12 protein-coding genes are annotated in these 16,352 nt (G+C 55.0%); 3 read left to right on the top strand and 9 right to left on the bottom strand.

Annotation, left to right across the window (positions count from 1 at the left end):
• Positions 1-6 precede the first annotated feature (6 nt).
• From BCM02_RS18035 to BCM02_RS18060, 6 genes are all read right to left on the bottom strand, one after another.
• Entirely contained in the window at positions 7-693 is a 687-nt protein-coding gene (locus BCM02_RS18035) for a hypothetical protein (RefSeq protein ID WP_148930499.1), read from the bottom strand.
• A 3-nt stretch (positions 694-696) separates the two neighbouring features.
• On the bottom strand, positions 697-1,647 hold the full coding sequence (locus tag BCM02_RS18040; protein WP_148930500.1) for a sugar phosphate isomerase/epimerase family protein: 951 nt from the start codon (positions 1,645-1,647) through the stop codon (positions 697-699).
• 63 nt (positions 1,648-1,710) lie between these two features.
• Positions 1,711-2,586: a carbohydrate ABC transporter permease gene (locus tag BCM02_RS18045; RefSeq protein WP_148930501.1), complete on the bottom strand. Its 876-nt coding sequence runs from the start codon at positions 2,584-2,586 to the stop codon at positions 1,711-1,713.
• A 40-nt stretch (positions 2,587-2,626) separates the two neighbouring features.
• Entirely contained in the window at positions 2,627-3,529 is a 903-nt protein-coding gene (locus BCM02_RS18050) for an ABC transporter permease (protein WP_148930502.1), read from the bottom strand.
• 94 nt (positions 3,530-3,623) lie between these two features.
• Positions 3,624-5,270, bottom strand: a complete 1,647-nt coding sequence (locus BCM02_RS18055) for an extracellular solute-binding protein (RefSeq protein WP_148930503.1) — start codon at positions 5,268-5,270, stop codon at positions 3,624-3,626.
• A gap of 814 nt (positions 5,271-6,084) precedes the next feature.
• A complete protein-coding gene (locus BCM02_RS18060) occupies positions 6,085-8,319 on the bottom strand; it encodes a helix-turn-helix domain-containing protein (RefSeq protein ID WP_148930504.1) in 2,235 nt (744 codons plus the stop codon).
• 1,157 nt (positions 8,320-9,476) lie between these two features.
• Here BCM02_RS18060 and BCM02_RS18065 point away from each other — a divergent pair.
• Complete coding sequence (locus BCM02_RS18065; protein ID WP_187434280.1) at positions 9,477-10,802, top strand: replication initiation protein; 1,326 nt, start codon at positions 9,477-9,479, stop codon at positions 10,800-10,802.
• 60 nt (positions 10,803-10,862) lie between these two features.
• Here BCM02_RS18065 and BCM02_RS18070 read toward each other — a convergent pair whose 3' ends face one another.
• Complete coding sequence (locus BCM02_RS18070; protein ID WP_148930506.1) at positions 10,863-11,669, bottom strand: PaaX family transcriptional regulator C-terminal domain-containing protein; 807 nt, start codon at positions 11,667-11,669, stop codon at positions 10,863-10,865.
• A 113-nt stretch (positions 11,670-11,782) separates the two neighbouring features.
• Between BCM02_RS18070 and BCM02_RS18075 the strand changes: the two genes are divergently transcribed.
• A complete protein-coding gene (locus tag BCM02_RS18075; RefSeq protein WP_148930507.1) occupies positions 11,783-12,469 on the top strand; it encodes a metal-dependent hydrolase in 687 nt (228 codons plus the stop codon).
• 26 nt (positions 12,470-12,495) lie between these two features.
• Positions 12,496-13,416 (top strand): AEC family transporter, encoded by a 921-nt coding sequence (locus tag BCM02_RS18080; protein WP_148930508.1) that lies wholly within the window; start codon positions 12,496-12,498, stop codon positions 13,414-13,416.
• Positions 13,417-13,506: 90 nt separating this feature from the next.
• Here BCM02_RS18080 and BCM02_RS18085 read toward each other — a convergent pair whose 3' ends face one another.
• Together BCM02_RS18085 and BCM02_RS18090 are read right to left on the bottom strand one after the other, a co-directional pair.
• Positions 13,507-14,556 (bottom strand): NAD(P)/FAD-dependent oxidoreductase, encoded by a 1,050-nt coding sequence (locus tag BCM02_RS18085; RefSeq protein WP_148930509.1) that lies wholly within the window; start codon positions 14,554-14,556, stop codon positions 13,507-13,509.
• A 55-nt stretch (positions 14,557-14,611) separates the two neighbouring features.
• Positions 14,612-16,333 carry an ABC transporter ATP-binding protein gene (locus tag BCM02_RS18090; protein WP_148930510.1) on the bottom strand — a complete coding sequence of 574 codons (1,722 nt, stop codon included), beginning with the start codon at positions 16,331-16,333 and terminating at the stop codon, positions 14,612-14,614.
• Positions 16,334-16,352 lie beyond the last annotated feature (19 nt).

A 16,352-nucleotide genomic window follows, 5' to 3' on the forward strand; every position in this document is an offset into this window, starting at 1 on the left:
TCGTCATCATCCTTCCAAGTTCGTGCCATGAAGCGCGCGCCGAATCGCGGCCAACTCCGCTTCGATCCGTGCCGGTATTTCCTTAAGCAGCGTCTCCCAAGGGACGAATAGCTCCTCGCGAACCGCAAGCTCGTAGGGAACGAATTCGAACGAGGGCGCGAATCGGTGATATGCCTGCTGGTATGCCCGCACGAGCGCGTTCGTCTCCTCGTCGTAAGGCCTCCGCGATTTGTACCATGCCGGTAAAGTCAGCCCATCCGCGCCGGCATCCCGATCCGTCGCGGTTGTGACGTTCGGCAGCAGCTCGAACAGAACCGGCAGCGGCGAGAAGGCGTGCTTGCCCGGCTGCGAATAGAGGCTGACCGTCCGGCCAACTACATTCGATCGGTCGGGCAGGAGCGCCTTCATATAGTTGCCGTGAAAGCTGGCCTCCGCGTCGGCGACCTCGCCGTTCTTGTCGACATACACCCATGCATGCTCCAAGTCGTAGAGATGCTGAATGTCGTAATCCCAATAAATCGCGAACTCGATCACGTAATCGATAGCCGGATCCGCGAATGCGAAGGTGCGCCGAAAGGACGGCGAACGCTCTCCGTCCCGCAGAACGGAGACGCCGATTCGCACCGGATAGAACGGCTCCATGCGATCGAAATATAGCAGCGGCGCGTAAGCGGCCATACGCTCCATGTCCATGGCCTATCCTTCGCGCGCGGCCAGCTTCGCCAGCAACCTGTCGTGGCTTAGCTCGATGTCCTCCGGCGTGCAAGCCGCCTTCAGCTCATATACCTTCACCGGCGCCGCCTCGATGATCGGCAGGAAGCGGTCGAAGTATGCCATGTCGCCGCTGTGCACGTACGGACACCAATGGTCCGACAGGCCGACCGTTTCGTGAATGTGAATGCCGACCACGTAATCTTGGATCGCTTCTATATCCCGCGCGTTGTCGTACAGCCCCATCCGCTCCATCATCATGCCGTGGCCGAAGTCGTACCACAGGCCGACTCTGGCGCCCTGCAGCCGGTCGAACACCGCGCGCGCCTCGCGCAGCGTCGGCATCTGGTAGCAGCGCGAGCGCGTCTCGATGCCGATGGCGACCTTCCAGCCTTTCGCGTCGATTCGCTCGCATACTTCCTCCAGGCTATCTCCGATCCGGCGCAAATAGCGGTCCGACAGCGCTTCGCGGCGCTCGAGCATTTCGCCCCACAGTTTGGCGTAAGCCGCCGACGACGGCCCTTCCTCGTTGTAAATTTTCTTGAGCGCCTGATCGATGTTATAGTCGAACGGAACCTCCCCCGGATGGACGACGACCGCCTTCGCCCCGTAACGGTAGGCGTATTCCGCCGACCGAATCAGCAGCTCGATCGCCCGTCGGCGCTTCTCCTCGTCGTCGAATCCGAGCAGGACGGAATCGGTGCCGTAATCGGGGTCCGCCACGTGCGGGAACGTGTTGTGCACGCTCGACACCGCGATGTCGCCCCGTTCGATCATCGGCTCGATTGTCGCCAGCAGCTCCGGCGACACGTTGTAGTTGAGCTCGACGCGTCGGAAGCCCAGCTCCCGGATTTCCTCGATCATGCCGCTCCCCGTCTGATGACGTTTGATATTCCAGCATGTCGAGAACGAATACTCTCCCTTGTCCTTTCCCATGTTGACCTCCTGCGTCTAGTTAACGACGTCGCCCGCTTCAGGCGGGTTTACATCTGCTTTCGGTTATCCTTTGACCGCCCCCAGCATAACCCCGCTGACGAAATACCGCTGCAGCCACGGGTAGACGAGCAGGATTGGCACCGTCGCGAAGATAACGCTCGCGGCTTTCAAGGCTTCCGGCTGAAGCATCGACTGGCCCGTTGCCCCCTCGAGCGCGATCAACTGGCTCACCATGTTGTTCTGCACCAACTGGTACAGCTTCAGCTGAAGCGGATACATCTCCGGGCTTGTAATGTACATGAGCGTATCCTGGAAGCCGTTCCAGCGGCCGACGGCGTAGAACAGACTCAGCGTGGCGATAACCGGCATCGACAGCGGCACAATGATGCTGGCCAGCATGCGGAAATGCGAGCTGCCGTCGATCTCCGCCGATTCCTCGAGAGAATCCGGAATATTCTGAAAAAACGTGATAAGAATGATGAGGTAGAACGGGCTAATCAGCCCGGGCAGCACGAGCGCCCATATCGTATCGAGCAAATGCAGATTGCGCACGAGCATGTATTCCGGAATGATGCCTCCGCTAAAGAACATCGTAATGACGATCAAAAACATGACGGTCTTGCGGCCCTTTAATTTGGTCTTTGCCAGCGGATACGCCGCGGCAATGGTCATCAGCATACAGAGCGCGGTGAACAGGAGCGTCAGCATAACCGTAAACCCTAGCGACCGGATCATCGACATATCGGTGAACACCTGATTATAGGCTTTCCAGTTGAACTCTACCGGCAGGAGGCTAACCTCCCCGGACATAATCGCTCTCGCGGAGCTAAACGAAATTGCCAATATGTGAAGAAATGGAGCCAGACATAGCAGCACGAAGATGATGATTGCAATCGTATTGAATATGTCAAAGGTTCGGCTGGCCTGTTGATCTCTCATGTCTTATCGCTCCTTTCTAATGGTCATCGTCATCATTTGCTTACATGATGCTCTGGTCAGCCAGCTTCTTGGACGTATAGTTGGCGCCGAGCACGAATACGAGTCCGACAACCGCTTGGAATAAGCCGACGACCGTCGCCAGCGTATATTGGCCGGATTCGATCCCGATTCGGTACACGAAGGTACTGAGCACGTCGGAATAGTCGCGTACGGCTGTATTGCCGATAATGTAAGGACGTTCGAATCCGATTGCGATCATATGGCCGAGATTGATGATGAGCAGCGTCACGATCGTCGGCTTCAGCGACGGCAGCGTGATGTTCCAAATTTTGCGCAAACGGCTTGCGCCGTCTACATCGGCTGCTTCGAACAGCTCCTTGTTGATGCCGGTCAGCGCTGCCAAGTAGATAATCGTGCCCCAGCCGGCGCTTTGCCACACGCCAACGGCCAAATACGTGATGAGCCAGTCATTCTTGTCGGTCAGGAACGGAATGGCATCAAACCCGAACGAGGTGACGATGTTGTTAATCATGCCGGATTGCGTGCCGAACACTTGATAGACAATCCCGCCAATAATAACCCAGGAGATGAAATGCGGGATATACAGAATCGTTTGCGATAATTTCTTGAACCAGACGATCTTCAGCTCATACAACATAATAGCCAGGAAGAGAGGCGCCGGGAACGAGACGAGCAAGTCCAGGAAATTCAGCATGAGCGTGTTGCGCAGCGTCTTGTAGAAGTCCGACATCGCGAATACTTCCCGGAATGCATCGAACCCGATCCATTCGCTGCCGTTAATGCCTTGGAAGAAGTTAAAATCTTTGAATGCGATCAGAATGCCGTACATCGGCCCGTATTTGAAAATAATAAAGTAGCTGACCGGTAAAATAAGCAGCGCGTATAATTGCCAGTATCTTCGCAAGTACACAGCCAAGTTCATTGTCATCCACCCCTATCCGCTTGACGATCATGCCCCGGAACGAAGGCGCTTCCCGCGCCTCTTCGTCCCCGAACACCTTGTTATCTTTCCTTGCTTATTTCTTCATCTCTTCATACGCCTTCTTACGCTCGTCGAGTATTGCTTGACCGCCGGTTGCCATGTAGTCCTTCAGCATCGATTCGTACGTGCTGTCGAATTGATCCGGCTTCGCCATCGTCGTCTTGACGATAATTTCATTCAGCTTGTCGCGCAGCGCCGTGCCGTATTTGGCTTGCGCTTCGATCGGACGGTCGAACAAGACGGGCTTGATCGTATCGGATCTCGAGACGGAGAGCGCCTTGCGCGTCTCTTCGCGGTACTGTTCCGGCATGTTGAGCACGTAAGCTTCAACGTTTTTCTCCGTATCGCCAAGCTGCTTGCCGTTCGAGATGATCGCCATGTCGCCCCAGTTGTAGATGCGGTTTTTGATCTCGTCGGTTACATCGGCTTTCGCCATCGGGATGCCGTTCTCGAGCGTGTAGTTCTCGCCTTCCACGCCGTTCTGAATGTGCAGCAGGTTATCGCCGGAGGCCATCCAATCCAAATATTTGACCGCTGCTTCCGCGTTCTTGCTGCTCTTCGGAATCATGAGGTACAGACCGACCGGCGCATATTCCGGCTTCGGATGTTTGCCTTCCGAGTCCGTGTACACATCAACCGAGGAGATCTTCGCATCCGGAATGTTCTTCTGGAGCGTCGCGTACATTAAGTCCGCGTAGAACGGGTTCATGTCGTCTTCGCTGAAGAAACCAACCAAGCCTTTGGTCACGTCTTCGTTCAACTTCTTCTTGTCCTCGTCGAGGCTAAAGTCCGCGCTCATCAAACCTTCGCTATAGAGCTTGTTCATGAATTGCAGACCGTCCTTAAAGCCTGGCAGCAGGATCGGATAATCATTGGACCCGAGCTGTTGAGTCAGCGTGTAACGCTGCTCCTCCGTCACAGGCTTAATAAAGGACCAGAGCAGCGGTTCGAATTGCGCCGGCGCTAGCGACATGCCAAGCGGAATGACCTTGCCGCCCGTTTGACCCGGATCCTTCTCCTTGAAGGTTTTCAGCGTCGTATACAGCTCGTCGGTAGTCTTTGGAACTGGGAGGCCGAGCTTGTCGAGCCAGTCTTGACGAATGAACGAGGAGTACTTGCCTAGATGCGCCCGCTTCGCCGGAAGCGCGAATTGCTTGCCTTCATATTGACCGTACGCGAGCGTGTCTTCGCCGAGGAACTGCTTCAGGTTCGGACCGTGCTGCTCGAGCAGCTCGCCGAGGTCCGTCAAACCGCCTTGCTGCGCGTAACGATAGAATGTGCCCGAGTCATAGGTGAACACGATGTCCGGCACGTCGCTGCCGCTTGCCATCAGGACGTTCAGCTTCTGCACCTCTTCCGAACGCGGTACCGGGACGAATTCGACTTTAATGTTGTTCGGCGTGCCGAAGTTATCCTGCACGTATTTCGTTAAGTAATTGTTCGTGATCGTCGAGCCGGCCGGCGAATTGCCCCGGTCGAACACTTCAACCTTTAAAGTGACTTGCTTGCCGGAAGCTTTGTTGCCCCCTGCTGCTGCGTTCTCGTTGGCACCTGCATTCGCGTTTGCGTTCGTGCCTCCGTTATTGGCGTTGCCGCCGCATGCGCTGAGCAACATGGTACATCCGAGCGTGACCGCTAGTATTTTGCTGGCTTTCATCGTTCCTCTTGCCGCTTTTACCATGGTTCTAACCCCTCTTTCGTCATGTACGCTTCTTCCTGTATTCGCCGAATGCGGCCGATCTGTTGAATGGTAATTGAACACGCTTTCAACTACGGCTGGCAACCCGTGATCGGGAAGTGGCCTCAGTATGACACGGTTTTCGAGTCGCTTGCAATAAACCGGTTTCGGCGTTGCAAACCGATTCGCCAAACCCGCGTCGTTGCAGGGTTTTCGAGCGCGATACCGATCGTTTTCCCGAGGTAAACCGTTTTCGTTTTGGATCGAAATCCGAGGGGATAAACTGGTTTCGCCAGCTTAACCGCGATCCGATTCTCCCTAAACTCCCTGCGCCTCCCCCGCCCCTCCTAACAATGCTGTCAGGTTAAGAGGGCTCCGCCCTTTTGAACCAACTTTTGTTGCTCCCTCCTCCCACCTCCTCCGCCGAGGAGGCTCCAAAGGGCTTTGCCCTCTGAACTCCCGTCTTCGTGCTGGCCTGTTTGTTCGCGGTCGGCGGGGCGGTAAGAGATTGGCACGCTTTTGTCCTGGCGGACAAAGCTTCAGTAGGTGTTGAAGTCCGTGCTAAGACTTAAGCCTGTGGAGCGTGACTCGTTAGGCGGTCGTCGTTGATGTGTCCTTTCAAGTTCGTTCGACACGGTTTGCCGCGGGTGGTGGTCTCGAAGTTGATATGGGTTGCATGCTGCGTGCTGATTCTCGCTTACGTCCACTTTAGTGGACACGCTTTACGTGGGCTACAAGCTACTTCAAACTCAATAGACCTTACAATTGCCCCGAAATAAAAAATGCGGCTTCACGGCCGCATTTTTGTTGTGCACTCCTAAGTTTGCGCGGAGGGGCGCATTTTGAGTCTTCGGAATTCGCCGGGGGTGACGCCCGTCGTGCGTTTGAATACGCGGCCGAAGGTGATGGAATTGGCGTAGCCGACCTGCAGGGCGATGTTCTGGACCGTTTCGTCCGTATCGGCGAGCAGGCGCTCGGCCTGCTGCATGCGCAGCTGCACGAGAAAATCGACGAACTTCATGTCGTACTCGACCTTGAACAGATGGCTCGCGTATTTGCCGGAAATCTGGAACCGATCGCTCAAATGCTTCAGCGACAAATCCGGATCGGCGAAATTGGCCTGGATGTAGGCTCGCATCTCGGTCATCATCGTTTTGTAGCTCTTCGTTTCGCTCATGGCGACGTAAGCGTCGAACAGCTCGAGCAAATAATCGAGCAGCAATTCCTTCATCTCGATAAGCGAAGACGCATCCTTCATCCTGGCGGTCAACGCGGCGATGCGGTCGCCTTCGAGCCATCCGTTGAGCGTGTCGGACAAATCTTTCAGCTCGCGGGTTAACGTCTGGATGAACAGCTGCATGAGCGCATGAATATCCTCGTCCTTCAGCATGTCCGTCGCTAACTGCCGGAACAAGTCTTCGTACGTCTCGCGCCAGCCGTCGTTCGTCAACCGGAACTGCTGCACGCATTCGCTGCACAGCTGCATGTGGTTGAACATCCCGCGCGAATGTCCCGGGGGAATGTCCCCGCTGTAGGTGATTGCTTCCCGCCCAATCGCAAATTGGTATTCCATGCCGGACAGCGCATCGCGATAGGATTGACCGATCCGGCTCCAGTCCTCGACGACCGACCCGATGCCCAGCGAGAGCGGCAGACGCAAATGCTCGCCGACCCACTGCCGCGCGACGCTCGCCGTTTGGCGTAACTGATCCGCTATTGGGATATCCGGATCGGTCACGGCGAAGACGAACGCAATCCGGTCGGGCGCCGACCATTCGCCCCATCCTTGCAATCCTTCGCCCAAGGCTAATTCCTGCAAGACGTTGCCAAGCGCGAATTTCAACACGTTTTGCTCGTTCGCCGTATTCTCGGTTTGAAAATGTTCATACCCGTTCAGTCTGGCGACCATGACGGAATATCGCCCCGTAACCGGAAGCAGATTCAATTTGCGCATCCGATGAATCGTCTGCTCGCCGCGCTGCCCGCTAATGAGCTCGTTGAACAGCTGTCTGCGCTGCAGCATCGCGCTCTCGCGCTGTTCCTTCTCGTAGTCTTGCGACTGCACGATCAAATTCTCGAGCGCGCGATCGATGAGCGTCAAGTCGTCCATGCCGACCGCGTTCCCGTCGCTGCCGCGCATCTGGAACGATTGAATCCGGTTCATCATGAGCTGGATCGGTTTATAATTACGCCGCGTAACCCATATGATCGTAATGATCGACGCCGCAAACGTCAGCACCGCGAGAATGACCCATACATAAGATACGACCGATACCCAGCCGAGCAGTCGTCCGGCCCGAATGCCGCTTTCGAACGTCCAGCCGACCGAATTCGAGGTGATCGTCGTGAGCACATTGCCGCCGCCGACGTCGTCAGGGCTGTCGGCCGCAGGATATATCCGCTGTTTGGCGGCATCGGTGATATGCATGAACGACACTTGGCGATTCGTCATGCTGCCGATAATTTGCTCGAGCGCGTAAAGATCGACGTTCATGACCAGAATGCCGTCTTTGCCGAACGGAAGAGGCGTCTGCTTGTACATGGATATGACCCGGACCGGCTCTAACCGGTCGAATTCCCGGTATTCCCGGCTAACCGACCATCCTTGATAATCCCGGTTTGCCTTGGCTTGTCCGACGAATGCCCGATCGCCGAAATCCGCCAGCTCGGACTGCGCGTTAGCCGTCAGCACCGTATCGTCCGCTTCTCTATATAAATAGATGGAATCGATTAGTTCGCTGTCTTCGACTAAGGCGCGCAGGCTGCGAACGACGCTATATTTGATATTGGTCGCCTTAGAGCCGTCCAAATACGCGGCGTAATTCAAATTTTTGGAGGCTTCGTTCAGCACGGTGAACTCGACCTCATGGAGCGCGTTCTCGATGCTGTCAACCACGTAACCGGTCGTGATATTATCGGCTTTGGCCGTCTCGGACCGGGATATTTCATTCACCGCGATGAACGACAAGAAAATGATCATCGAGACGGTAAGCACCAAGATCGGAAAATACGAAACGAGCAATCGGAAATACCAGTTGTTAAGCTTGAGCATGTTCAGCCTCCCGACAAACACCGACTCTTCTGTAAGCGTTACCACAAATTATGATTCGAAAAGGTTAAGCGGTTAACTTCTATACTTATTGTAGCATGGCTGAACAGGATTCGAAACCGTTTTTGAATAGGGAATCACGCTTTCCTCGGACGCATAATGCATACCGATTGTATACTATTTGCATCGCGAGCTTGGACGTTTCTATCAGGATTCGATTCCTTTTTTGACTGCAGGATTCGATTTATCCACAGCTTCAGCGAATATTTCGTCAAATCATGACGAATTTCGTCTATGTTACTCCTTTTTAATATTTATTTGATTGTTTGTACCTTGATTAATACTGTTATGCGTCGGTAGAACCCTCGATAGGCAAGGCATTGGAGCGCGATATGTCCGGACGAACGGAACGAAAAGTACGCATAAAGGGAATGACATGTCCGTAAAAACGGAACCACATGTCCGGAACCGCGGAATGCAATGTCCGGATGAACGGGACGTTATGTCCGCATCGACGGGGTCATGTCCGTACAAACGGACTTATATGTCCTGAAAAACGGAACGAAACTAGCGAAAGGACCGAAAAGTTCTCTTTATGTCCGTAAAAACGGAATGGTGATGGTGATGTCCGTACAAAAGGGGCCCCCGCCAACGTCTAATGTCCGCAAAAACGGGACGATTGCATCCCCGACTAGCCCTCTTTCTCCTCCAATGTCCGCAAAAACGGAACCATCCGCGCCTTATTCGGCCTTCATGAAGCAGATATGTCCGTAAAAACGGAACCGCTGCCCCTGTAATCCGTGCTTATCGTTATCGTATTCCTTTATCGTGGGATCAGATCCGCCAACTTATCCCTTCGCAGCGATCGCAATCGTTCGGACGCAAGTCCGGACGGTCCGTTTTTGCGGACATAAGCCCCCGTCCATGCGGACATGGGATTCGAAATTTTTTTTTGGTTCCGTTTATGCGGACATAACGCGTGGCCCTATCGGCCGAGTCACCATTCCGCGCTTTACTTTTGGGCATTTTGGCGAGTTCCTCCCTCGTCTCTCCGTTCCGTTTTTGCGGACATATCTCAACCACCGCGGAAATCGCCTGATTCTTCCATTTCTCCCGCGAAAAAAATCGGATATAGTAGATTGGTAGAGGAGCGTAGCGAAATGAGCGATCAAGCAATTGCCCAAGAGGAGCTGGCAGTCGAAGCCGATGGCCAACTGGCCTTGAATTTGCCGGAAGCGGTTGAAGCAGACATCAAAGATTATTACTGGGTGAACCAGTCGCGGGAGATTATTAACGCGCAGCAGGACCTCGATCTTACGGAGCGCCGGCTGATCTTCTCTCTCGTCTCTCTCGTGCAGCCCGATGACGAAGAATTCAAAACCTATACCGTTTCGATCAAAGAACTGGCGAATCTGATCGGGGTTGAAGGGAAATCCTTTTACGAACGGGTCGAGAAAGCGATCGATTCGCTGCAGTCCAAGCAATTAAAGCTATCGCACGATAACACGCGGCAAAAGATCACGTGGGTGCAAAGCGCGACGTACAAAGACGGCGAAGGCCGGGTCACGATCAAGCTTTCCGAGGATTTGGCGCCCTTCTTCCGTAATTTGAAGCGAGCGTACACCAAATTCCGTCTGAAAAACGTGCTGAAGCTGAAGTCCGAATACAACTGGCGGCTGTACGAGGTACTGAAGGAACGGGAGTTTCGGAAAGAGCGGATCATTAAGGTGAACGAGCTGCGCCACCTGTTGAACATACCGGATGACAAATACAAAATGCTGAAGCATCTGCGGGAATTAATCGACCGCGCCCAGGTGGAGCTCGAGGAGAAGACGGACATCTTCTTTACCTACGATATACATAAGCGCGTCGGACGATCCGTGGAATCCTTTATATTCCGCATTCATAAAAATACGAAGAATATGAACAACGATCAAGAAGTCGCCAATTACGATGCCGAGACGCTGCTCCAGCTGCTGGTGGAGAACGGCATTCATCGCAAGAAAGCGGTCCAGCTCGCGAAGGCGTACCATCCGTTCTATATCGAAGAGAACGTACGCCACGTGCGGGCGATGAGCGCGGGACAGACGATTCGGAATATGGCCGGTTATATCGTCAAGGCGATCGAAGAGAATTATGCCAACTCGCTGTTCGACACGCCGATCGACGACGCGATGTTCGGGCTAGAGCTTCGCAACGTCGAGCAAGGGTTCGAGGAATCGACCGCAGCCGACGTGGAAACGCTGGATGCGATCGTGGCCAACTTCAAGAGCATGCTCGCCCGGTTCGCGTCCTCGGACGCCTCAGTGGAGCGACTGCAGCAGATCGCAGAGGAACGCGATGCGATGCTGCTCGAAGCGCTGACCACGATCCAAAAGAAGCGCAAAACGCTGCGGAAGCCGCCGCTGCTGTTTGAGGACATGGCCGGCGATCCATACTTGAAGCCGATCTACGAGAAGTGGGAAGAAGCGCAGTATCCGTTCTAAGTTGAGGGGCAACCCCCTTGTCATCAAAGATGACAAGGGGGTTGCCCCTTTTTTAGGAATCTAATCTTGGACGAACCGATGGACGAACTTTCGGTAAGGCGATTGCGCGGGAATGGCATCCGCCAGCTGTCTCAGCCCTTGCTGCATGTCTTGAAAGCACGTTCTACCCAGCCAATTGTCATCCAGCAGTTCTTCTGGCAGCATCGGGTCGCGCAGGCTTAAATCCGCCAACAGCTCGCCAAGTTCCAGGAAGCGGACGAATAAGGCAAGGCCGTCTCCCGGCTCTCGCAACAACGGCGCAATCGCTGTAGCGAACGCGGCGCGAAACCATTCCATCTTCGCTCTATATACTTCATTCAACTCATCCGTAGGCCATAGCCGGTTCACCGTGAGCGGCTGTGGCTGCCCCGATACGAAGGCGCCTCTTAATAAGGTCAACCGATCTTCGATTTCGCAATGCTTGGCGAATCGAACAACTTCTTCCGCGTAATCCCATGGCGCGATATAGACGCTTTTGTACAATGCGCCGAAGCCTAGCTGCAGCAGGTAGCCGCGCAGGGCATCCCGCTTTTTGCGCTCCGCTTCCGGCACCTCGAACATGACCGTCAACCACTGCCCGTCCCATGATTTTCCCAGAAGTAGCGATTTTTGATTTATCGTCGTGATAAAATCCAGACCGTGCTGCGTAATTTGGTACTTCGAACGTTCGCCCGAACGGAGATAACCTTCCTTTTTCATGCGAAGCAGCGCGTTCCGGACAACTTGATGGTCTACCCCGCGCGCTTCATAAATCTCCACGAGTCTTTTGACGTCGATACCGCCCGCCGAGGAGACGAGAAATAACAATTGCTTTTCCAACGACAACAATGCAAATAACCTCCCGGAAAAATATAGGTGGATGTCATTGACAATTCGTCTGTATATTTATAATATAAAACAAAACGAACGTAAATAAAATAGTTATAAAAGGAGTGTTCAATATGCAAATTACATTCCACGGCCATTCTTGCGTACAGTTGACGAGCCGTTCGCATTCCATTCTCATCGATCCGTATCTAGATGCCAATCCCGCGGGCGTGAAGGCGAAAGACATTCTCGCCCAGTATATTTTGCTTACGCATGGTCATGACGATCATATCACCGATGCGGTATCCGTGGCAAAACGCAACGATGCGACGATCATCGCGGTAGAGGAGCTGGCAGAATACTTCGCTGCACAAAGCTTCAAAACGGAAACCATGCACGTGGGCGGCGAATGGTCATTCGAGTTCGGGCGCGTACATCTGACCCAAGCGCTTCATACCTCTTCCGTACGGACATCGGACGGGCAGCGGCTTTACGCGGGCGTCCCTGTCGGATTCGTGATTGAAATGGAAGGCAAGACGATCTATCACGCCGGGGATACGGGTTTGTTCGGCGATATGCAATGGATTGGCCGACGGTTCGATATCGATGTCGCGTTCCTTCCGATCGGGGGCCGGTTTACGATGGGACCGGCGGAGGCGCTGCAAGCCGCCGCTTGGCTTCAAGCCCGTCTAATCGTTCCTATTCATTACGGTACTTTCCCGATTATCGAGCAGGACGGCGATCGCTTCATCGAAAACTTGGCCCGTATCGGCATTGCCGGCACGGCGTTATCGCCTGGCGCAACGATTGAGCTCGACTGATCTTATTCCCGAACGGAGTGCGAACCATGTCCATTCTGAACACGTTCTACTCGATTATGCTTCCTATCCTCATTCCCATTGCCATTGGCGCCCTGCTGCACCGACGGTTCACGTTCGATCTGAACAGTTTTTCCAAGCTCATTATCAACTACTACGTACCTGCTCTAGCCTTCGTGAAAATATACGAAACCGATCTATCGACAAAGCTGATCGCGTCCGTCGCCGGATTTCTGCTGATCCAATTCGTCGTCATCGTCATGATCGGTTACGCGATAAGCCGTATCATGGGCTATTCCAGGCCGTTAGCCGCCAGCTTCTCGAACAGCATCTCCTTGACGAACAACGGCAATGTGGGCATACCGATCAACGCGCTGGCCTTCAAGCATGACGCCTTCGCCATGTCGATCCAAGTCATCGTCGTCGTCTTCGAGCTCTTCGCGACGTTCACGTATGGCGTGCTTAACGCGAGCAAGGCGACCTCGGGATTGAAACAATCTATCGTCCAATTCGCCAAAATGCCGGTCCTGTACGCGATAGCGGGCGGCACGATCTTGCAGCTGTGCCAAATCCGTATCCCGGAGCCGATTCTGCTTCCGCTCGATCAAATCTCATCCGGCATGTTCGCCTTTGCGCTCGTCTCCATAGGGGCTCAGATCGCCTCTTCCCGGCTGCAGCACAACACATCGGTTGTCCTGCTCAGCAGCTTCGTGCGACTGATCCTCTCGCCCATCTGCGCCTACTTGATCATTCTGATGCTTGATCTTCGCGGCGTTACCGCGCAAGCGTTGTTCATTGCCAGCGCCATCCCGACTTCGGGGAATAGCGCCGCTCTCGCGCTGGAATACGGCAACGAGCCCGGATTCGCCGCGCAGGCGGTGCTGGTGTCCATGCTTCTTAGCAGCTTAACGCTGACCGTTGTCGTCAATCTGGCGATGATCCTGTTCTGATCCAAACAAAATGGCGTCACGGTTGAGTAGCCGTGACGCTGTCTGTTGGATTTCTTCATTAATATGCAGCTCATCTAGAGCCGGTAACAATCAGGAGAAGAGCTGCTTCTTCAACTCGCGGTTGCGCTCCAGGAATCGATCGTTATGCGAGGATACCATGCCGTAGGATTCAGCATCGGGCGCTATGTATTGCTTCGCCTTGTTGACCGCGTTCGCCGCGTCCTGGAACGCGCCTGCGATGAGATGCAGCTTGCCGGGATGGTGCAGCAGGTCGCCTGCCGCGAAGATGCCCGGCACCGACGTCTCGCTCATCGGCGTGCCGGCGATGTTCCACTCGCCTTGCATCTCGATGCGGATCTCGCTGTTCACCAGCAAGTCCCGGTCGCGGTCGTAGCCATGGCTGATGATGACTTCGTCGACTTTCAGCTCGACTTTGTTGCCGTCGTCGTTGCTGCGCAATAGAACCCGGTCGATCGCCTCCTCGCCCGGCTGCGCGATGAGGCTCTCGATCTCGGTGTTCAGCAGAACGCCGACGCCGTTATCCATCAGCTTCGACACTTCCGCCTCATGTCCCTTCAACGTGTCTTTCCGATACGTCAGATATACCTGCTTGGCGAATGGAGCCAGCTCGTTGGCCCAATCGATCGCCGTATGGCCGCCGCCCGAGATGAGCACCGTCTTGCCTTTGAAGCGGGCCAGCGATTTGACCGTGTAATGCAAGTTGCCGACTTCGTATCGTTCCGCGCCCTCCAGATTCAGCTTCGTTGGCTTCAGAATGCCATAGCCGATCGCCAGAATGACCGTGCGGGTGTAATGTTCGGCGCCCGAAGACGTATGCAGCACGAAATGGCCGTCCTCCCCTTTGGCGATGGAGGTGACTTTCTCGCCCAGCGCCAGGGTCGGATCGAACGTCGTACCTTGCGCGACCAGCTGCTCGATGAGCCGTTCGCCGGTAACCGGCGTCAAGCCGCCGACATCCCAAATCATTTTCTCCGGATACACATGCACCTTGCCGCCCAGATACGACTGGAACTCGATGATCTTCGTCTTCATCTCGCGCAAGCCGCTATAGAAAGAGGCGAACAGCCCCGCGGGTCCTCCCCCGATAATCGTCACGTCGAATAGTTCTTTTTCGCTCATGCTGGTTCTCTCTCCTCTTACTTTATTTTCTGTCTCTATATAATGAAGAAACGAATTAAACCAAGGTGCCGAATTGAGCCGTATGAAGCCGGCTGTATACGCCTCCGGCGGCCAGCAGCTCCCGATGATTGCCCTGCTCCGTGATGCCTTGCTCGGTGACGACGATAATGCGGTCGGCGTTCTTGATCGTGGCCAGCCGGTGGGCGATGACGAGCGTGGTGCGGCCTTTGGCCAGCTCGGTCAACGATTGTTGAATATACGTCTCCGTCTCGGTGTCCAGCGCAGAGGTCGCCTCGTCGAGGATGAGAATCGGCGGATTCTTCAGAAACATGCGGGCGATCGCGAGCCGCTGCTTCTGGCCGCCGGACAGCTTCACGCCGCGCTCCCCGATGACGGTGTCGAAGCCATCGGGCTGCACCTGGATGAACGCTTCCAACCGCGCGAGCCGGGCCGCTTCCCACAGCTCCGCTTCGCTCGCGTCCAGCTTGCCGTACAGGATGTTGTCGCGGATCGTGCCCGAGAAAAGGAAGACGTCCTGCTGGACGATGCCGATCTGGTTGCGCAGCGAAGCGAGCTTAATCTGGCGGATGTCCGTGCCGTCGATCGAGATGGAGCCTTCGTCGACTTCGTAGAATCGCGGCAGCAGACTGCAGAGCGTCGTCTTGCCGGCTCCGGAAGGACCGACGAAGGCGACCGTCTCGCCCGCGCGGATCGTCAGGCTGATGCCGCTCAAGATCGGCGACTCGCCTTCATAGCCGAAGGACACGTTGTCGTATCGGATTTCCCGCTGCAGCTTGCCAGCCTCGACGGCGTCCGGCGCGTCCGCGATGTCCGGCTCGGTGTCCAGCAGCTCGGCGTACCGCTTGAAACCGGCAATGCCCTGCGGGTAGCTCTCGATGATGGCGTTGATTTTCTCGATCGGCTTGAAGAACACTTGCGTGAGCAGCAGGAACCCGATGAACTCCCCGTACGTCAGTTCGTTCTGGATGACGAACCATGTGCCGCACACCATGACGAACAGCGTCACGAACCGCATCATCATGTAGCTGATCGACCCGTTCTTGGAAATCAGCTTGTAGGATACCAGCTTCGTCAGCCGGAAGTTACTGTTGTTGACGGCGAACTTCGCCTGCTCGTGCGGCTCGTTCGTGAACGATTGCACGACGCGGATGCCGCCGATGTTGTCCTCGATTCGCGCGTTGAACTCGCCGATATTCGTGAACAGCTGCTCGACCGCCTTGGACATCTTGCCGTTGAAGTACACGACGAGCCAGATGATGGCCGGCACGATCACGAACGTCAATACCGCCAGCTTCCAATTAATCGTGAACATGAGCGCAAAGGCGCCCAGCAGCGTCATGACCGCGATGAAGAAATCCTCCGGGCCGTGATGCGCCACTTCCCCGATCTGCAGCAGATCGTTCGTCAGCCGCGAGATCAGATGGCCGGTCTTCGTGTTGTCGAAGAACCGGAAGCTCAACTTCTGAATATGCGCGAACAGCTTCCGCCGCATATCGGTCTCGATGTTAATGCCCAGCATGTGCCCCCAGTAGTTGACAATGTAGTTCAGTCCCGTATTCAACAGGTACAAGGCGAACAGGCCTGCGGACGCCCCTAGAATGACCGACCAGCTGCCCTTGGGAAGCAGATCGTCCACGAAACGATTGACGACAAGCGGGAACGCCAATTCCAGTAGGCCCGCCACGACGGCGCAGCCGAAATCGAGCAGGAACAACCCCTTGTATGGTTTATAGTAAGTGAAAAAACGTCGCAGCATCGGCACGATGCCTCTCAGC

Source organism: Paenibacillus methanolicus (assembly GCF_008124765.1).
Classification (GTDB): domain Bacteria; phylum Bacillota; class Bacilli; order Paenibacillales; family Paenibacillaceae; genus Paenibacillus_Z; species Paenibacillus_Z methanolicus.